Annotated in this window: 22 protein-coding genes; 15 read left to right on the top strand and 7 right to left on the bottom strand. The window is 61.8% G+C overall.

All coding sequences use genetic code 11. The features are described 5' to 3' along the window. Positions 1 to 7 precede the first annotated feature (7 nt). From HMPREF1531_RS09705 to HMPREF1531_RS09755, 11 genes are read left to right on the top strand one after another with little or no spacing between them, the layout of a single operon-like run. Positions 8 to 448 (top strand): hypothetical protein, encoded by a 441-nt coding sequence (locus tag HMPREF1531_RS09705; protein ID WP_016669775.1) that lies wholly within the window; start codon positions 8 to 10, stop codon positions 446 to 448. Next, a complete protein-coding gene (locus tag HMPREF1531_RS09710; RefSeq protein ID WP_016669776.1) occupies positions 445 to 678 on the top strand; it encodes an AtpZ/AtpI family protein in 234 nt (77 codons plus the stop codon). Before HMPREF1531_RS09705 ends, HMPREF1531_RS09710 begins: the two co-directional genes overlap by 4 nt. Next, a complete protein-coding gene (gene atpB, locus HMPREF1531_RS09715) occupies positions 675 to 1,445 on the top strand; it encodes a F0F1 ATP synthase subunit A (protein ID WP_016669777.1) in 771 nt (256 codons plus the stop codon). The genes HMPREF1531_RS09710 and atpB overlap by 4 nt, the downstream gene beginning before the upstream one ends. Before the next feature lie 37 nt (positions 1,446 to 1,482). Further along, a complete protein-coding gene (gene atpE, locus HMPREF1531_RS09720) occupies positions 1,483 to 1,701 on the top strand; it encodes an ATP synthase F0 subunit C (RefSeq protein WP_016669778.1) in 219 nt (72 codons plus the stop codon). A gap of 14 nt (positions 1,702 to 1,715) precedes the next feature. Further along, on the top strand, positions 1,716 to 2,258 hold the full coding sequence (locus HMPREF1531_RS09725) for a F0F1 ATP synthase subunit B (protein ID WP_016669779.1): 543 nt from the start codon (positions 1,716 to 1,718) through the stop codon (positions 2,256 to 2,258). Next, positions 2,258 to 3,028 carry an ATP synthase F1 subunit delta gene (gene atpH, locus HMPREF1531_RS09730; RefSeq protein WP_016669780.1) on the top strand — a complete coding sequence of 257 codons (771 nt, stop codon included), beginning with the start codon at positions 2,258 to 2,260 and terminating at the stop codon, positions 3,026 to 3,028. The genes HMPREF1531_RS09725 and atpH overlap by 1 nt, the downstream gene beginning before the upstream one ends. A 48-nt stretch (positions 3,029 to 3,076) precedes the next feature. Next, positions 3,077 to 4,708: a F0F1 ATP synthase subunit alpha gene (gene atpA, locus HMPREF1531_RS09735; protein ID WP_016669781.1), complete on the top strand. Its 1,632-nt coding sequence runs from the start codon at positions 3,077 to 3,079 to the stop codon at positions 4,706 to 4,708. A gap of 3 nt (positions 4,709 to 4,711) precedes the next feature. Then, positions 4,712 to 5,626: a F0F1 ATP synthase subunit gamma gene (locus HMPREF1531_RS09740; protein WP_016669782.1), complete on the top strand. Its 915-nt coding sequence runs from the start codon at positions 4,712 to 4,714 to the stop codon at positions 5,624 to 5,626. 10 nt (positions 5,627 to 5,636) lie between these two features. Further along, positions 5,637 to 7,082, top strand: a complete 1,446-nt coding sequence (gene atpD / locus HMPREF1531_RS09745) for a F0F1 ATP synthase subunit beta (protein ID WP_016669783.1) — start codon at positions 5,637 to 5,639, stop codon at positions 7,080 to 7,082. 1 nt (position 7,083) lies between these two features. Continuing rightward, positions 7,084 to 7,518: a F0F1 ATP synthase subunit epsilon gene (locus HMPREF1531_RS09750; protein WP_016669784.1), complete on the top strand. Its 435-nt coding sequence runs from the start codon at positions 7,084 to 7,086 to the stop codon at positions 7,516 to 7,518. A 22-nt stretch (positions 7,519 to 7,540) separates the two neighbouring features. Next, positions 7,541 to 7,987: a DUF2550 domain-containing protein gene (locus HMPREF1531_RS09755; RefSeq protein WP_198011035.1), complete on the top strand. Its 447-nt coding sequence runs from the start codon at positions 7,541 to 7,543 to the stop codon at positions 7,985 to 7,987. A gap of 91 nt (positions 7,988 to 8,078) precedes the next feature. Here HMPREF1531_RS09755 and HMPREF1531_RS09760 read toward each other — a convergent pair whose 3' ends face one another. Further along, positions 8,079 to 8,696 carry a cob(I)yrinic acid a,c-diamide adenosyltransferase gene (locus HMPREF1531_RS09760; protein ID WP_016669786.1) on the bottom strand — a complete coding sequence of 206 codons (618 nt, stop codon included), beginning with the start codon at positions 8,694 to 8,696 and terminating at the stop codon, positions 8,079 to 8,081. 34 nt (positions 8,697 to 8,730) lie between these two features. Between HMPREF1531_RS09760 and HMPREF1531_RS09765 the strand changes: the two genes are divergently transcribed. Next, positions 8,731 to 9,417, top strand: a complete 687-nt coding sequence (locus tag HMPREF1531_RS09765; protein WP_016669787.1) for a peptidylprolyl isomerase — start codon at positions 8,731 to 8,733, stop codon at positions 9,415 to 9,417. A gap of 5 nt (positions 9,418 to 9,422) precedes the next feature. Here HMPREF1531_RS09765 and HMPREF1531_RS09770 read toward each other — a convergent pair whose 3' ends face one another. Further along, positions 9,423 to 10,211 carry an alpha/beta fold hydrolase gene (locus HMPREF1531_RS09770; RefSeq protein WP_016669788.1) on the bottom strand — a complete coding sequence of 263 codons (789 nt, stop codon included), beginning with the start codon at positions 10,209 to 10,211 and terminating at the stop codon, positions 9,423 to 9,425. Positions 10,212 to 10,513: 302 nt separating this feature from the next. Between HMPREF1531_RS09770 and nucS the strand changes: the two genes are divergently transcribed. Then, positions 10,514 to 11,224: an endonuclease NucS gene (gene nucS, locus HMPREF1531_RS09775; protein ID WP_016669789.1), complete on the top strand. Its 711-nt coding sequence runs from the start codon at positions 10,514 to 10,516 to the stop codon at positions 11,222 to 11,224. A gap of 19 nt (positions 11,225 to 11,243) precedes the next feature. Here the strand turns inward: nucS and HMPREF1531_RS09780 are convergent, their stop codons facing one another. The 4 genes from HMPREF1531_RS09780 to HMPREF1531_RS09795 all read right to left on the bottom strand — a co-directional run bounded on the left by HMPREF1531_RS09780 (position 11,244) and on the right by HMPREF1531_RS09795 (position 14,850). After that, a complete protein-coding gene (locus tag HMPREF1531_RS09780; protein ID WP_016669790.1) occupies positions 11,244 to 12,434 on the bottom strand; it encodes an MFS transporter in 1,191 nt (396 codons plus the stop codon). Between the two features lie 160 nt (positions 12,435 to 12,594). Continuing rightward, entirely contained in the window at positions 12,595 to 13,893 is a 1,299-nt protein-coding gene (locus HMPREF1531_RS09785) for a DivIVA domain-containing protein (RefSeq protein WP_016669791.1), read from the bottom strand. Between the two features lie 131 nt (positions 13,894 to 14,024). Next, entirely contained in the window at positions 14,025 to 14,462 is a 438-nt protein-coding gene (mce, locus tag HMPREF1531_RS09790; protein ID WP_016669792.1) for a methylmalonyl-CoA epimerase, read from the bottom strand. Positions 14,463 to 14,508: 46 nt separating this feature from the next. Further along, on the bottom strand, positions 14,509 to 14,850 hold the full coding sequence (locus HMPREF1531_RS09795; protein ID WP_016669793.1) for an MGMT family protein: 342 nt from the start codon (positions 14,848 to 14,850) through the stop codon (positions 14,509 to 14,511). A gap of 37 nt (positions 14,851 to 14,887) precedes the next feature. Here HMPREF1531_RS09795 and HMPREF1531_RS09800 point away from each other — a divergent pair, with 37 nt between their 5' ends. Beyond that, positions 14,888 to 15,391 carry a hypothetical protein gene (locus HMPREF1531_RS09800; RefSeq protein WP_016669794.1) on the top strand — a complete coding sequence of 168 codons (504 nt, stop codon included), beginning with the start codon at positions 14,888 to 14,890 and terminating at the stop codon, positions 15,389 to 15,391. A 39-nt stretch (positions 15,392 to 15,430) separates the two neighbouring features. Here HMPREF1531_RS09800 and pgm read toward each other — a convergent pair whose 3' ends face one another. After that, positions 15,431 to 17,065 (bottom strand): phosphoglucomutase (alpha-D-glucose-1,6-bisphosphate-dependent), encoded by a 1,635-nt coding sequence (pgm, locus tag HMPREF1531_RS09805; protein WP_016669795.1) that lies wholly within the window; start codon positions 17,063 to 17,065, stop codon positions 15,431 to 15,433. A 46-nt stretch (positions 17,066 to 17,111) separates the two neighbouring features. Here pgm and HMPREF1531_RS09810 point away from each other — a divergent pair, with 46 nt between their 5' ends. Continuing rightward, positions 17,112 to 18,032, top strand: a complete 921-nt coding sequence (locus tag HMPREF1531_RS09810; RefSeq protein ID WP_198011036.1) for a co-chaperone YbbN — start codon at positions 17,112 to 17,114, stop codon at positions 18,030 to 18,032. The last annotated feature ends 23 nt before the right edge of the window (positions 18,033 to 18,055 follow it).

Genomic DNA, 18,055 nt, shown 5'->3' on the forward strand with positions numbered 1-18,055 from the left:
GGTTCGCATGACACAAGATGTCACGACGGTCTCCTGGACGGCTGCCGCCGTGGCAGGCCCTCTCGTTGCTGGAGCTGGGTGCATCGCTTGGATCGTCGCAGGAACTGAGACTGCGGTATCAGTGTTGGTCGGTGGGGCGGCGGTGTTGGCCTTCTTCGCATCTGGGGTTCTCGTGCAGCGGTTGTGCATGGCCATGGGTGATGCCCGTGGGCTCCTGCTAAATGTGGCTGGGTACCTGCTGCGTCTGTGTGTGTTGTGGGCGGTTGGCACTGCACTCGCCACTCATCCCATCATCGGTCAGAATGCCTCGCCCACTCTGCTGGGCGTGGGAGCTCTTGTGGGGGTCAGTGGGTGGGTTGCAGGGATGCTTTTCGGTCATTCCCGTGAGAAAATTCCCGTCTACGACCCTCAGTACACCGCACCAAAGCCGAAGGGGTGGGAATCGTGAGCCTGCGTGCAGACATCGGCGACGCCCGTCGCACCGCGGTCGAAGCATCCGGTCATGACCAAGGCATGCGCATTGTCTCCTACCTGCTGGCAGGCATGGTCTGCTACGGCGGGTTGGGGTGGGGCGTTGACCACTTCTTGGGAACCAGGGTGGGGGTCATGGTAGGGCTGCTGTTCGGAACGGCGGTGTCGATCTGGATGATCATCAAGAGATATGGACGTGCAGCATGATCCCCATGGAGGGCGGTTACACTAATCCAGGAGTCGAGGATTTCCACTTCGAGCCACTGTGGGGCACCGCATGGGTGACCAAGCCACTGCTCCAGCTGGTAATAGCTGCGATCCTCGTCATCGTGGTCTGGTGCGTGGTATCGCGCAAACTGCGCACGGTGCCCTCGAAATCCCAGTTCCTGTTCGAGCAGGTCTACGACTTCATTCGCAGTTCGGTCGGTCGTGACGTGCTGGGCCCAGGGTTCCGCCCCTACCTTGGTGTGCTGGTCGGCTTGTTCACCTTCGTACTGTTCAACAACTGGTTCGGGGAATTTTTCTTGTTCATGTTCCCGACCTTCTCCAAGATCGGTTTCGTGTGGGGCATGGTCGGGTTCGTCTATCTGCTCTATATTTTTGCCGGGTTCCGGACCCACGGCATTGGCTACCTTCGCAAGTCGCTGATCCCCGAAGGGGTTCCTTGGTGCCTGTGGGTGATCATCATCCCCATTGAGTTCCTGTCGAATTTCGTCACCCGGCCGCTCACCCTCGCCGTGCGGCTGTTTGCCAATATGTTCGCCGGGCACCTGACGGTGGTCGTATTCGTCGTCGGTGGCACCTACCTGCTTACCTATGCCAACAACCTGTTCTACAACGTCGGCGGGGGTTTGTCCCTGGTGTTCGGCGTCGTCATGATGGGATTTGAGCTGTTCATCGGATTTCTCCAAGCCTACATCTTTACGATTCTGGTGGCCCAGTACATCTCCAGCTCGATCAGTGAATCGCACTGACCGGACCGAACTTCACGACAAATCGGAAGGAAACGCAATGACTCCCATGGAACTGACCGGTAACCTGACCGTCCTCGGTTACGCCTTGGCGACCCTCGGCCCGGCATTGGGCGTTGCCTGGATCTTCGCCTCGGTGATCAACGGCACCGCACGTCAGCCGGAGGCCCGTGGCGCGATGATGAGCACCGCCTACATTGGCTTTGCCGTCGTCGAGGCCTTGGCCATTCTGGGCTTCGTGCTGGCCTTCATCCGCTGAGCGGGGACGCGACCATGATCCCACTGGAGACCGGCAACCCGCTTCTGCCCGAGCACCTCAGCGAACTCGTCGCGGGTCTGGTGCTTGCCGTGCTGGTCGTCGTGTTCATCAGCAAGGTGGTCGTGCCGCGCTTCGAGCAGATGTACGAGCAGCGGACCGCCGAGATCGAGGGTGGCATTAACCGGGCCCAGGCCGTGCAGGCCGAAGCGGTGGCTGCGCGACAGCAGTACCAGGAACGCTTGGAGGCCTCGGCCGTTGAGACCGCGAAGATCCGCGAGGATGCCCACGCGAAGTCCGCCGAGATCATCACACGCGCCCAGGAAGAGGCGCAGGCCCGGGCAGCAACCATTCGGGAACAGACGCTGGCGCACATCCAGGTCGAGCGTGATCAGGCCTATTCGGAGCTCAAGACCCAGATCGGCACGCTGGCGACCGATCTCGCCGAGAAGATCCTTGGTGAATCACTTGACGATCCCGAGAAGATTAATCGCAGCGTCGACCGGTTTTTGGCCGAACTCGAGGCGATCCCCTCTCGCGGGGCGGTGCAGGGGAATTGATGACGACCACTCGACACATGCGCACCCTTGACGGGGGAGTTGACGGGCTGTCACTGACGGACACCGAGATCAACGCTCTCCAGGTGGTCTGTCACGAGTTGTCGGTCAACCCGAGGTTGAGGATCACCCTTGCTGACGGTTCCATCCCGCCCGAACGGCGTTCCGAGCTGGCGAGAGACCTCGTCGGACAGCGCTTGGGGGATCGTGTCGGCCAGGTTTTGGGGATGGTTGCCGCGATGGCGACCGATGCGCAGGACCTTGAGTTCCAGATGGGCCGGCAAGCGGATCGTGCCGTTCTGCGCTCGGCCCAGGACCTCGGTAAGGTGCGTGAGGAGCTGTCCGGGATCATAGCCAGCTTGCTGGCTGATCCGGAACTCGCATCCACGCTCACCGATCCCTCCCTCGACCTTGCCGCACGCCAGCAGCTGGCTGCCAATCTGCTGGAGGGGCGGGCCTGCCCAGCGACTGCGATCTTGGTCAAGCGGGCTGTCACGGGACGACGACTCGTCGAGCGTTTAGTGGAACTCACTGAGTTGACCTCCGAGGTGGTGGGACATCAACTGGCCCGTGTCACGGCAGCGGCCCCGTTGACCGCCGAGCAGCGTGCCCGGTTGATGACCGAGCTCGACAGGATTTTCGCAGTCAAGGTCGACCTTCACGTGGACGTCGACCCGCGGGTCCTGGGGGGCCTGCACGTGCGCGTCGGCGGGGAGATCATCGACGGCACCATCCGTACCCGACTTGACAAAGCGCGACGCCTCATCGGCTGACGCATCACACACGGCCCCGACGGGCTGACGAACAGAATTGGAGATCTCATGGCGGAACAGATGATTCGCCCCGACGAGATTCGTGATGCTCTGGCATCCTTCGTCCAGGGCTATGCCCCGCAGGCGAGCGCTCGTGAAGAGGTGGGCACGGTCATTACCTCGGGTGACGGCATCGCCCGGGTCGACGGGTTGCCGTCGGCGATGGCCAATGAGTTGCTCATGTTTTCCAACGGGACGATGGGCATCGCGCTCAATCTGGAGGAGCGCGAGATCGGTGCGGTCGTCCTCGGGGAATCCGAGGGTATCGACGAAGGCTCGGTTGTGCGGGCCACCGGTGACATTCTGTCGGTTCCGGTGGGAGACGGCTTCTTGGGCCGGGTTGTTGATGCCATGGGCAATCCGATTGATGGCAAAGGGCCGGTCCCCAGTTCGGAGCGCCGGGCCCTGGAAATCCAAGCGGCCGGTGTCATGTATCGCCAAGAGGTCCGCGAGCCGCTGATGACCGGTCTCAAGGCGGTCGACGCGATGACCCCGATCGGGCGGGGCCAGCGCCAGTTGATCATCGGCGACCGCAAAACCGGCAAGACGGCCATCGCGGTGGATACTATCCTCAATCAGAAGGCCAATTGGGACAGCGGCGATCCGGAGAAGCAGGTCATCTGCATCTATGTTGCCGTGGGACAGAAGAACTCGACGGTCGCCGAGGTACACGAGATCTTAGCGAAAGCCGGGGCGATGGATTACACGGTCATCGTCAACTCTCCGGCTTCGGATCCCGCCGGTTACAAGTACATAGCCCCCTACGCAGGTGCCGCATTGGGCCAGCACTGGATGTACCGGGGCCGCCACGTGTTGATCGTCTTTGATGACCTGACCAAGCAGGCGGAGGCCTACCGGGCGATGTCGTTGCTGTTACGTCGGCCGCCGGGTCGTGAGGCGTACCCCGGTGATGTCTTCTACCTCCATTCACGTCTGCTGGAGCGCTGCGCCAAACTTTCCGATGATCTGGGCGGGGGGTCGATGACAGGCCTGCCGATCGTCGAGACCAAGGCGAATGACGTCTCGGCCTACATTCCGACCAATGTCATCTCGATCACCGATGGGCAGATCTTCCTCCAATCGGACCTATTCAATGCCAATCAGCGTCCCGCGATCGACGTTGGCATCTCGGTGTCGCGCGTGGGCGGTGCGGCGCAGACGAAGGCCATGAAGAAGGTCTCCGGCACGCTGAAGATCTCGCTAGCCCAGTACCGTGATATGGAGGCCTTCGCGATGTTTGCCTCCGACTTAGATGAGGCATCCAAGAACCAGCTGGAGCGGGGTGCGCGCCTGATGGAGTTACTCAAACAGCCCCAGTACTCGCCGGTACCCATGGCCACCCAGGTGCTGTCCATCTGGGCAGGCACCACCGGGCGCATCGACAAGGTTCCGGTGGAAGAGGTCCAGCGATTCATCGACGGGTGGATCGAGACTGTCGCTTCCGAGAGCTCCCTGCTCACTGAGATCGAGTCCTCCGGTCAGTTCAGTGACGAAGCGGAGTCGGCCGCTGACGAGATCCTCACCAAGTACAAGGCGGCTTATCGTACCCTTGACGGGAAGCTGTTGTCCCAACTGGGTATCGACGAGGTGGGCGACGATGACATCCACCAGCAGAAGATCGTCAAGGGAAACCGAGGTTGACCGATGGCCTCGAACCTGCGTGAACTGAGGGAACGGCGGGCCTCGGTCGCCACGACGATGAAGATCACCAAGGCGATGGAGCTCATTGCGGCCTCCAGGGTGAACAAGGCCCAGATCAAAGCCGATGCGGCTCGTGAGTACACAATGGAACTCCACCGCGCGGTGAATGCCGTTGCCACCTTCGCACATGTCGATCACCCGTTGACCAGGGAACACCACGCTCGCCAACGCTCAGCGGTGCTGGTCATCTCCTCGGATCGCGGCTTGGCCGGCGCTTACCCGAGCAATGTGACCAAGGCCGCCGAGGGTCTCATCCAGCACTTGGAGGAGTTGGGCATTGAGGTGGAGTTGTACACCTCGGGCCGTAAGGCCCACGACTACTTTGCCTACCGCGGAGTGCCGGTCACTAGGTCGTGGTCGGGCTTTTCTGAAGCCCCGCATTTCTCCGAGGCTCATGAGATTGGGCAGGTGCTCATGGAGCGCTTCCTCATCTCCCAGGCCGCAGGGGGAGTCGGTGAGGTACATGTGGTATACACCCACTTCCGCTCCTTGGTTTCGCAACGCACTAGGATCATCCGGCTGCTGCCCCTGCAGGTGGTCGAAGCGGATGACGAGGAGGAGATCTCGGAGGGAGAGTTGCCCACCGGCTTCGTCCCGGACTACACCTTCGAGCCTAGCCCCGAGGCAGTTCTCGATGCCTTGTTGCCGATGTACATCGTCGACACCGTGAAATTCATGCTGCGCCAGTCCGCGGCATCCGAGTTGGCTGCCCGCCAGCAGGCTATGCACTCTGCCACGGACAACGCCAACGAATTGATCCGCGACCTGACGAGGGCCGCAAACCAGGCCCGTCAGGGCGAGATCACCCAGGAAATCAACGAGATCGTCGGCAGTGCTGCTGCGCTGTCGAATTCGTGACAGGAGAGCCATGTCCATCCCTCCCACTGACAACACCGCCACCACCGGCGCTGGTCGGGTCACCAGGGTGATCGGCTCGGTCGTCGACGTCGAATTTCCCCCGGATGCGATTCCCGAGATCTACAACGCCCTCAAGGTGGACGCTGGTGTCGGCGGCGACCGCCGTCAGATCACTCTTGAGGTTCAATTGCAGATCGGTGACAACCAAGTGCGTTGCACCGCACTGAAACCCACCGACGGCATGCGCCGCGGGGCCCAGGTATTGGACACCGGCGCCCCGATCACCGTGCCCGTCGGCCAGATCACCACCGGACACGTGTGGAATGTGACCGGTGAAGTGCTCAACGTTGATCCGTCAGCCATTGAGGTGACCGAGCGCTGGCCGATCCATCGCGATCCGCCCGCATTCGACTCCTTGGAGCCGGAGACCCGGATGCTGGAGACCGGCATCAAGGTCATTGATCTGCTCACCCCCTATGTGCAAGGTGGCAAGATTGGCCTGTTCGGTGGTGCGGGAGTAGGCAAGACGGTGCTCATCCAGGAGATGATCTTCCGCATCGCGCACAATTTTGGTGGCACGTCGGTGTTCGCAGGGGTGGGGGAGCGCACCCGTGAGGGCAACGACCTGATCAACGAGATGGCCGAGGCCGATGTGCTCAAGGACACCGCCTTGGTGTTTGGCCAGATGGATGAGCCGCCGGGTACTCGTTTGCGGGTGGCGCTCAGCGCCCTGACCATGGCCGAGTATTTCCGAGATGTCGAGAGTCAGGATGTGTTGTTGTTCATCGACAACATTTTCCGTTTCACCCAAGCCGGTTCCGAGGTTTCCACTCTGCTTGGGCGGATGCCTTCCGCGGTCGGCTATCAGCCGAACCTGGCCGACGAGATGGGCCGCCTGCAAGAAAGGATCACCTCGACCCGCGGACACTCGATCACCTCCATGCAGGCGATCTACGTGCCTGCCGATGACTACACCGACCCGGCCCCGGCAACAACCTTCGCCCACCTGGATGCGACTACCGAGTTGTCCCGGGCGATCGCATCGCGAGGCATCTACCCAGCCGTGGACCCACTCACCTCGAGTTCGCGCATCCTTGATGCCCAGTACATCGGGGATGCTCATTACCATGTTGCAACCAGGGTCAAGCAGATCCTGCAGCGCAACAAGGAACTCCAGGACATCATTGCAATCCTTGGCATTGATGAGCTCTCGGAGGAGGACAAGGTGTTGGTGAACCGGGCCCGCAGGGTGCAGCAGTTCTTGTCGCAGAACTTCTATGTCGCCGAAAAGTTCACCGGTGTTCCCGGTTCCACCGTCCCGGTGGCCGACACTGTGGAGGCCTTCCAAATGATCTGTGACGGCGAGTGCGACGAGATCCCGGAGCAGGCTTTCTTCAACGTCGGTGGCATGGAGGACGTAATGGCCAAGGCCGAGCAGTTGCGAAAGGGTGCCTGAGATGGCCTCCGAAGCCTGTCTCGAAGTGCGATTCATCGCCAACGATGGGGTTGTATGGGAGGGACGAGCTTCCAGCGTATTGGTCCGCACCACCGAGGGTGATCTTGGGGTGTGGCCGGGGCACGTGCCCTTCATGGCTGCTCTAGTGCCGCACGGTGCCGAGGTAGTGGATGAAGATGGGGACCGGGTGGTCGTAGCCGTGGATTCCGGGTTCATTTCGGTGGTGGACAACCATGTCTCGGTGCTGTCGGTCTACGGACAACTCGCCCGTGATGTGTCGGTGGAACAGGCAAGGATAGAGTTGGCTGCATTGCACGACGCAGTTCAGGCTGCCGAGGCCTCTGACGCCGAAGTCAGGGCCTATCGTCGCTATGAATCCCAAGTAAAGGCTGCCAACAAGTACAACGAGTTGATCAAGTCACCGACGCGCCATTGAATAACGCGCTAGCCTCATGTATGTGGGGTTTCCGGCAGTGATGGGCGAGATTCTGCCGATCATGGTCGGGTTGCTCGGCGTCTACCTACTCGTGTTGGTGGGCCGTCGACTGTGGCTGACCGTGAGCGGGGGTCTGGTCGACTGCGCCCTACGCCGTGACGACGGTCGCTGGCACCCCGGACTGGCCCGCTACCGTTCGGATCGGTTCGAGTGGTTCGGCAGGTGGGGGCTGCTGCCTCGTCCAGCGTTAGTCCTACGTCGGCGTGGTGCCAAGGTGAGCGAGTGGCGGGATTCCACTGACGAGGAGTCGAGGCAGGGCTATGCCTTTTCCAAGGTGCTGGTCTTGGTACGCTCGGATCTTCCCGAGGTGCGCTGGTCGTTGGCGATGAATGCTGGTTCGGCCACCGGACTGGTCAGTTGGTTGGAGGCAGCGCCGCCCGGTGGAGTCGCCTACCGGCCGGATCTGTGATTAGTGGACGCTACGCGTGGCCCTGGTCGGTGGCTGCCCGATCACTAGCACCCGTGGGCCGACCGCCACGGGCGCTAGTGCCGGAAACGAATCAGACGTTGGGATTGCGTTCCCCACCAGGGATCCACAAAATCTCATCGACCCCGTCGATGACACCTGCGTGCCGGGCCATGATGAAGAAGAGATCGGAGAGCCGGTTGAGATAGGTGATCGCAAGTTTCGAGACTCCACCCTCAACCCGCTGTTCGTCGGTATCCAGCCCGAATGCTTCTGCTGCCACCCAGGCCGCACGTTCAGCACGTCGTGCCATGGTGCGCAGTAGGTGAAACTGAGCGGCTGCAGGGGAGCCCCCGGGTAAGATGAATGACTTCAGATTCGGCAGGTCCGTTCCGAAGCGATCGCACCAGCTTTCCAGCCGGTCGATTGAGGGCTGGACAACCCGCAGCGGCTCCCATTCCGGTGCTGCGACCACGGGATTAGACAGATCGGCACCGACGTCGAATAGCTCGTTTTGGATGAGTCCCAACACATCACGTCGTTCCTCGTCGAGTCGGTGGGTGGCCAACAGGAATCCGATGGCAGAATTGAGTTCGTCGACTGAGCCGTAGGCATCGACCCTGGGATCTGTCTTGGTGGTGAGCGAATTGTCCGACAGCCGGGTGTTTCCGCCGTCGCCGGTGCGGGTGTAGATGCGTGTGAGGTTGACCATGGAACCAGACTACGCAGTGAGCGGGAGGGCTTCGATGAAGCGAATGATGTTGGCAGGTCTCGCAGGGACATGTGTGCTAATCGCGGGATGTGCGGCGGAACAGCCGATCACCGACCCGCCTGCTTCCAACGGTGCCACGGCCACCGCATCCCCTTCCGCAAACGGGGGAAGCACCTGTGAGTATCGCTCCTTCGGTACTCCAGCGAGACCGGTCGACTTGCCGAGAGCCACCGATGTGCGCACCAGCGGGGAGATCTCGATGACCTTGGACATGTCCGCGGGCCCGGTGACAATCACCATGGATCGTGCAGCCGCCCCGTGTACCGTGAACTCCTTCGAAGCCCTGGCCAAGCAGGGTTATTTTGACAACACCGTTTGTCACCGGCTCGTTGATCAAGGGATCCACGTGTTGCAGTGCGGCGATCCAACGGGAATCGGCACCGGAGGACCGGGTTACCGCTTCGACGACGAACTTACTGGCAACGAGAAATACACGGCTGGTGTGGTCGCGATGGCCAATGCAGGGCCGGACACCAACGGTTCACAGTTCTTCATCGTGTGGCAGGATTCCACTCAGCTGACACCTAACTACACGGTTTTCGGCACGGTTGATGCGAAGTCCCTCGAGGTGATTACCGGGATCGCTTCCCAAGGTGTATCCCAGGACAAGTCGCCGGCCCCCAATGCTCCCGCAGAGATCCGGAAAGTGACCCTAGGCTGAGCATCTTACGACCGTCGGGGCTCACTGGTGATGAAGGACCGGATGGCCTCGGCGGTCTCGCGTGGTGCTTGGGCGTGCACCCAGTGTCCAGCATCGGGGATGGTCACCAGTTCGGCCTTCGGGAATAGTGCTCGCATGAGCGGTAGCTGGTGGGCACCGACGTGGGTGGACTTCCCACCGGCGAGCCACAGTACTGGGCCCTGCCAACTGCGCTCCTGGGCTCCCCACCCGGCAATTTGGTTCATCGAATTGTCCAGCAGGGTGAGATTGGGCAGCCATCTCCAGGGATCGCCCCGGTGCAGATTCTGCAGCAGGAAGGCGCGGACATCGGGGTCGGGAACCGCGGGAGCCAGGGCCGCGTCGGCGCTGGCTCGATCGGTCAGCGAATTCAGATCGAGATTCAGCAGCGCCTGGGTGTAGTGGGCATAGCTCCTGGTGTCGGGCGAATCTAGGGGGGCGATGTCGATAACGACCAGGTGATCCAGCAGGCCGGGATAGTCGAGTGCGAGTTGCATGGCGACTTTGCCGCCCATCGAGTGGCCGATGAGGGTGATCGGCTGTTTCCCTGCGCCGGCCTCTATGAGCGTATCTGCGACGATGTCGGCCATCAGTGGGTAATCGAAGCAACTCGTCCATGCAGACCGCCCGTGATTCGGCAGGTCCACCAAGGTGGTGGTGGCAACGTCGCCGAGCATCTTCGCGACTGTGGCAAAATTCTTCCCCTGACCCAGTAGGCCGTGCAGGAAAGCGACCCGCTTCTCGCCGTGGCCGATCTCAGTAGTGTGCAGACCCATGACTCCTCGCATTCCAACAGGTGGTGTGGAAGTGACGGCGGTGTTCCACGCCAGAACTCGAACCGATTGGTGGGGTATGCGGCCACGCCACGACGTGCGGTGTGCCCGGGGGGATCGGGCGATTGCAGTGTGGGCAGGTGTAGGTCTTGGTTGATGACTGGCCGCTGATGCGTCGGATGACCCAAGTGCCCTCGGAGGTGGTCGCCTTGGTCTGTGAGCCGAACCTCAGGGGGCGTGGTTCACGTAGATGCTTGCTGGGGCGACGTTTCACATCCGACACATTACCCGGGTAGTTTTGCCAAATGCGCGTTGTTGTCGGTGAGTGTCAGGTGGACTACGGAGGCAGACTGACAGCCCATCTTCCGATGGCCAAACGGCTCATCCTGGTCAAATCCGACGGGTCGGTCTCGGTGCACGCCGATGACCGTGCTTACAAGCCGTTGAACTGGATGTCACCGCCGTGCACCATGACTGTCGTCGAAGCCGAGGGTTTTGATGGATTGTCCGGGGTGGAACTCGACCCGAGGATCCGGGAGGTTTGGGTGGTCAAGGCTCGCAACGGGGATATCCTCCAGATCGGTCTGGGCTGCATCGAACTCGACCGGTGTATCGAACTCGGTGTTGATCCCGGGTTGCAGAAAGATGGTGTGGAGGCGCATCTCCAGGCTCTGCTCGCGGAGAACCCGGATACCTTCGGCGAGGGATGGACCACTGTCCAGCGTGAGTACATGACGGCAATCGGACCAGTGGACATCCTGGCCCGGGATGCTGATGGCGGCTATGTGGCCATTGAAGTGAAGCGTCGCGGTGAGATCGACGGGGTAGAACAACTCACCCGCTACCTGGAGTTGATGAACCGAGATCCGTTGTTGGGGCAGGTGCGTGGGGTGTTCGCGGCTCAGTTGATCAAACCGCAGGCTCGCACCCTGGCCAGTGATCGTGGCATCGACTGCGTGGTGGTCGACTACGATGCATTGCGCGGCATGGACCGCGCCGAGGAGCGGCTGTTTTGAGGTGTGCGGATCGCAATGGTCAGCCGCGTGTTGTGCGCAGATTTCCGGTTCGCCACATCCACACCGCGAATCCGGTGCCCGCGACGGCTAGCACGGTGGGTAACAGTATCGCCCAGCGAAGTCCGAATCCGTCGGATGCCAACCCCAGCAGCGGAGAACCGGCCAGCCCACCCGCCCGCAAGAACCAGGACATCAGGGTGATTCCGCCGGCCGAGGACATGGTCGCGATGGAGCCCGATGCGGCATAGGCCGTCGGGGTAAGTGGGGCACAGCCCACACCGATGACGATCAATCCAGCCCAGCGCATCACGAGTAGGGGAGAAACGACAACCGTTAACAGTCCCAGGGCGACCATCACGCATCCCACTACGCAGGTGCGCGCTGCCCCGATACGGTCGGTCACGGGGTCGGATGCGATACGTCCGGCAAATTGGGAGACCATGACGGTGGTGTAGGCCAACCCAGCGGTTCCCGGGTCGAGCAGAGCGATTTTGTGGAAGTAGAGGGTGGCCCAGTTGTTGGCGAAGTCTTCGGTCAGGGTGGAGGTCATCGTGATCATTACTAGCCCGGTCATGATTAACTTCACCGAAGTTTTGCCGCGGGCGGTCGCGGTTGGCTTCTGCGCAGGGGCAGCCAACCGGTGGTGATCCGGTAGCCGGGCAGACGATAGCCAGGCGGAGACCACCATGGCGGCGGTGCACGCGAATCCGGTTCCCAGCAGTTGGATGCCCAGATCAATGTGAGCCCGGGATGCGAGGACCGCGGTGACGCCACCGCAGGCTGATCCCAGCGACCAGAAGGCGTGCATTCGGTTGATCAACGAGCGGCCGGATGCCTCCTGGACCGCGATGGCCTGGGCGTTCTGCGCGGTGTCGGACACCGCGTCGGCGATCCCGGCGAGTAGCAGGGCGACGAAGACCATCGGCCACAAGGATGCTGTTCCGGTGATGACCAGAGCCCCGCCCATTACCACGGTGGCCACAATCCCGATGTGCGGTGGTGCCCAGCGGGCCAACAGCCGGGAGGGCATGTTTAAGGCGAGCAGCCCGCCGAGTGAGACGGCGATGACGGTGAGCCCATACTGGGTGTTAGTCAGTCCCAGCAGATTTTTGATCTCCGGATAGCGCGGCAGCAGGGATCCGAAGACCGCTCCGTTGGTGAAGAAGGCCAGACTGCAGGCAATTTGGTGCCGAAGGGCGAGCCGGTTCACCAGACAGCCTCGAAGACTGCAGGTGAAACATCAGTCGAAGCAAGTTTGTGGCCGACCACGCTTCCATAAGACATGCACCCGGGCCACAGTGTGGGTGAATGGCTGGTGGGCAGTGTCGCGGAATTCATCCGAACAGGTGACCGCACGCCGATACTCGTGTTCAGTCGGTCGGCTTCGAGGCGCTCTGCTGGTTCTGCATGAACTGGGAGAGCACCACGGTTGGTTCGTGGTCCGGTGGCTTGGACAGAACCGTCGTCTTTTCCATCTGCTCATGATCCACGACCGCGGTGGGCTCGGTGGATGCGGCGGAGGTGCGTACCGGTTTCGACGACACCCAAGTTTCGGAGTCGGAATCATCGGCGGAGAAATCCTGGGTGGCCTCGGTGGCGAGGGCCTGCAGGTTGCCCATCTGGGAGATGATCGTGTCTTTGCGGGTGTGCAGTACCCCGATCTCGCGTTCGAGTTGCTCTTTGCGCCAAGCGTACTGGGCCTCCAGGCGGTCGATCATCATCGTTGCCTGTTGGTGGGAGCGAGTCACTTGTGCCTGGGCTTCTGCGGACGCCGAGGTGCGAAGCGATTCCGCCTCGGTCATTGCCCGGCTCCGGATCTCCTGGGCCTCGGCAGCTGCAGCATCGAGCCGGGCCCGGGCTGCCTCCAGTTGCTTATTCGCCTCGGCGACGGTACTGGCGGAGTTCGCGGTGATCTCACTGGCTTGGGCAGCCGCATCCTTCAACAGGGACTGTGCCTCGTCGTGGGCCAAGGAAAGGATGCCTTCGCTGCGCGATCTGGCACCGATGAGGATCTTCTCTGCCTCGGCATTTGCGGCCTGAGTCGTCTCATCGGCCTGCCGATGGGCGTCCTCCAGCAAGGAGCGACGCTGGGCTGCGGAATGCGCTGCTTCCATCTCCGCCTGGCGCCGGGCAGCGTCCACCAAGGCGGCAGCATCGGTGCGAGCAGCGGCCAGTAGGGCCTCGGTATCCCGGGTCGTTGCTTCCCGGAGCTGGGTGGCTTCTGCATCAAGGGCGGCCCTCATATCGCGCAGGGATGCGAGGGTTTCCACCCGCACGTCATCGGCCTCGGTCTGGGCGTTGGCACGCAGATCCCCGGCGACCCTGCGGCCCTCTTCCTTGATGCGTTCAGCCTCGGCGGCGGCCTTCGCCACCAAATCGGCGGCCTGGGCCTCGGCCGCGCGCAATAGGGTAGTGGCATGGGAGCCCAGCTTCGTGAAGTCGGTGTCTCCGTGGATGGAGCGTGCGGATGCGACTTCGGAGCGCAAGTGACGCACTAACTGCTTGAGGGTGGCGACCTGCTGCTCAATCTCACGCACGTAGTTGTCGACGGTGGGGCGGTCATAGCCCAACATTGCGTGGGGGAAAGAACCGGCAGCAGAGGCCCTGTCATCGAACAGGTTGAGGCCGGTCTCCTCGTTCTCCTCTGGTCCGGGGGTAGTGGTGCTCATCTGGGACTCCTCACGTCATCCTTGAGGCTAGCAACACCGGTGGAGTGATCCCGGGGTGCCACGCCCTCGGACACGGATGTGCCGGACCGGGGGAGAACTCCCGCCGACCCGGCACATTCATGACATCAGTGTCAGTGGCCCTTGCCGGGTTCCACGATTTCGATCAGCACACCCTTGCCGGACTTGGGGTGCATGAAGTTGATCTTCGAGCCGCCGGTGCCGATGCGTGGTTCGTCGTAAAGCAGCACAACGCCACGATCACGCAGGGTCTTCGAGACCGCAGCGATGTCGGCGACACGCCATGCCATGTGATGCAGGCCGGGGCGGTTCTTCTCAAGCCACTTTGCAGTGGTGGCGTCCTCGCGGGTCGGGGAGATGATCTGGACCTGGGTCATGTGCTCGGTGAGCTCAGCTGCTGGGGCCATCATGATCTCGAAAACACCCTGCTCGTCGTTGACCTCACGGTGGATCTCGTGCCAGCCAAAGGTGTCGGTGTAGTACTTCTGTGCCTCCTCTGCGTCGGGGCAGACGTAGGCGGCGTGGTCAATGCAGATGAAGAGGTCTTCCATGTCCCGATTCTCCCACAGGCTCACATGACACGCACAGGTGGGGGCATCATTGTGTGAGCTCAGCAGTGGCTGTCCGCCAGTTCGCATCAAGCCGGGCAACGTCCACTCGGGCCCGAGCCATATCGGGCAGTGGTGCATCACCGCGCAGGGCCGTGCCTTCTGCAGCCCAGTGGACCCTTGCGTCGTCGAGCAGCCGAGACGGCAATCGCCCGGCTCGGTTCACGACCCGCCACCAGCAGACCCCGCCACCGACCTGGGCCATGAGGGTGCCGACGATGCGAGGCCCGCACCCCACGATGGCAGCGACGTCGCCGTAGGTCGCCACCTGCCCGGGTGGGATGGCCTCGACGCAGCGCAGCACTAACTCGGTACGGAATTCGTGATCCATTAGGGTCGATTTTATTGCAAGGTCTAATCTGTGGGGCATGCATGCTGTGGGTTTGGTGCTCGGAGTCTTCGGAGCACTGTTCTTGCTTGCTCAAGTGATCGTCATGATCATCGGGGCAATGAAGTTGCGTGGTACGCCGCGCACCTTTTTCTTCTTGGCGGCCGCCTGTGCTTTGGCCGGTTCGCTGGTTGGCCTCATTCAGGGGCCATTGGCCGCATATCTTGACGCGGCCTGGAGCATCTTACCTGTGAGTTTCGTCACACACCTTCTATGGACGGGAACCATCGTGTTGCTCGTGACGGGCGGGGTGAAGGCCTTCACCAGTGGGCAGTTTACTGGGGTTGGGGGCAGTCCTGCATGGACTCCAGGCATCGGTGTGCCCGCGGCGTCCGATGCCTTCGGATGCGAGGCTCCGGTGCAGAACTATTCCACTGCTCCCCAAGAAAACACACCACCTCAGAACCTGATGTCGCCAGGGCAAGGATTCCCTGAGCAGGCACCGCAATACGGGCCACAGACCCGGTGGCCACAGACCCGGTGAGCCTTGGCCGCTCGTCGTCGGGACAGATGCTGAGATTACTCAGCCGTTGAGCGCCGTATTCACCACAATCTTCGCGGCGGCCTGGATCTCGGCCAGATGCTCGGCCGAGCGGTAGGATTCCGCATAGATCTTGTACTTGTCCTCGGTACCAGATGGGCGAGCGGCGAACCAACCGGCGTCGGTGGTCACCTTGATACCGCCGATGGCAGCACCATTGCCCGGAGCATGGGAGTAGACATTGGTGATCGGATCCCCGGCCAGGTCGGTCGCGGTGACATCGGCAGGAGTGAGAGCCTTGAGCCGTGCTTTCTGTTCTCGGTTTGCCTCGGCGTCAACCCTGGCGTAGTGGTAGGTACCGAATTCGCCGACCAGATCCCGGTGGTGCTCGGATGGGGTCTGTCCGGTCACTGCAGTGATCTCAGAGGCCAACAGATCCAACAGCAGGCCGTCCTTGTCGGTGGTCCATGTGGCGCCGGTCTTTTCCAAGAAGGAAGCTCCGGCTGACTCCTCACCACCAAAACCCATGTCCCCGGAGATCAACCCGGGCACGAACCACTTGAAACCGACGGGCACCTCGACCAGCGTGCGTCCCAGCTTCGCTGCGACATTGTCGATCATCGCGGAAGAGACCAAGGTTTTGCCGATCTTGGTATCCGGGCCCCAATCGGGACGATTTGCGAACAGGTAACCGATGGCGACCGCCAAGTAGTGGTTTGGATTCATCAGGCCAGCATCGGGGGTGACGATACCGTGCCGGTCCGAATCGGCGTCGTTGCCGGTAGCAATGTCGAAGGCTGACCTGTTGGCGACCAGTGAGGCCATGGCATTGGGGGAGGAACAGTCCATCCGGATCTTGCCATCAGTGTCCAAGGTCATGAAATACCACGTTGGGTCGACGACCGGGTTCACGACGGTCAGATCCGGCAGCAGGTTCTCGGAGATAAACTGCCAGTATTGGGCCGAAGCCCCGCCCATCGGGTCCGCACCGATTCGCAATCCGGATGCCTTGATGGCCTCCATGTCGATGGCCAGAGCCAACTCATGGCAGTAGGGGGTGCGGTAGTCGTACCTGGTGACCTGGTCGGCGATTCGATCGTAGTTGTTCCGTTTGATCGAACCGGGGTCGGTCATCAACTGGTTTGCGCGGTCGGCGATCCAACTGGTCGCATCGGTGTCTGCCGGGCCGCCATTCGGTGGGTTGTATTTGAAACCGCCGTCGCGTGGAGGATTGTGCGAGGGAGTCACCACGATGCCGTCAGCCTGTGGGCCATCGGCGTGTTTCCGGTTGTAGCGGATGATGGCCCGCGACAGGGCAGGGGTTGGGGTGTACTCGTCGGCCCGTTCGGCCAGCACCTCGATTCCGGCGGCGGTGAGCACTTCGATGGCTGTTTTCCAAGCGGGAAGGGATAGGGCGTGGGTGTCTTTGGCGATGAACAGCGGGCCGGTAATGTTCTGAGCTGTCCGGTATTCGACGATTGCCTGGGTGATGGCGGTGATGTGGGCTTCGTTGAAGGAAGTGTCCAAGGAGGAACCGCGGTGTCCTGAGGTACCGAAGGACACCGCCTGGTCGGGGTTTGAGGGGTCTGGAACCATGTCGTAATAGGCGGCGATCACCGCATCGACGTCGATGAGATCGGTTGAATCGGCCACTTGGCCTGCACGTGGATGAGCCATGGATCCATCATGCCTCAATTGGAGTTGTGGTGGAACAATGGTGTGCATGAGCACGGATCAGAATTTTTCCAGGCCCGGCGCGGTTGATCTTGCTGGGCTGACTGCAGCCGCAGCCAACAATACTGGCCAACCCACTGGTGCAGGCGCGCGGGGCAGCTATGTCCTTCCGGTCACCGAGGCGGACTTTGAGCAGGTCGCCGCGCAATCGGTGCGTTACCCGGTGGTTCTGGTGCTCACCAGCACCCAGGCGCCAGGGGCCGACCAGGTGGTGGATGATCTCACCGATGCGGTCAATGCCCAGGAAGGTCGGCTGATTCTGGGCGTCGTGGATGTTCAATCCGATCCCCGGATCGCCCAGGCGTTGCAGGTACAGGCCGTACCCACGGCGATTGCCCTCATCGCAGGTCAGATGGCGCCGCTGTTCCAAGGAACTGTTGATAAGCAGCGGATTGTTGATCTCATCGCTCAGGTCGTCCAGTTGGCAGTGGCCAACGGCTTGAGTGGGCGCGCCACGCCGGTGAGTACTGCCTCGGTACCCGAGGCAGCTGGGGAACAGGCCGATCCGCGGTTCGCGGCGGCTGACGAGGCCCTTGAGGCTGGCGATTTCCAGCGGGCCGTCGAGGAATTCGACAAGGTGCTGAAGAATGCCCCCAGAGATGCCCAGGCCCTTGCCGGGCGAGCCCAAGCAGCCTTGCTGGCCCGTACCAGCGAGGTCGATCCTGGCGTGGTCGCCAAGGCCGATGCCGCACCCACCGACATTGAGCTCGGTTTCGCGGCTGCTGACTTCGAATTGGTCACCGGTGATGTCGCGAGAGCCTTCGACCGACTGCTGGGATTGGTGCGAGTGACCCGCGACGTAGAACGCGACAAAGTGCGTGAACGTCTGGTCGAACTGTTTGAGACCAGGGGTGCTGCAGATCCTGAGGTAAAAAGAGCGCGGCGCCTGCTGTCGGCCGCGCTGTTCTGAGGTCATCACTTGGTTTGCGGCTG

This window comes from Propionibacterium sp. oral taxon 192 str. F0372, from assembly GCF_000413315.1.
Classification (GTDB): Bacteria; Actinomycetota; Actinomycetes; order Propionibacteriales; family Propionibacteriaceae; genus Brooklawnia.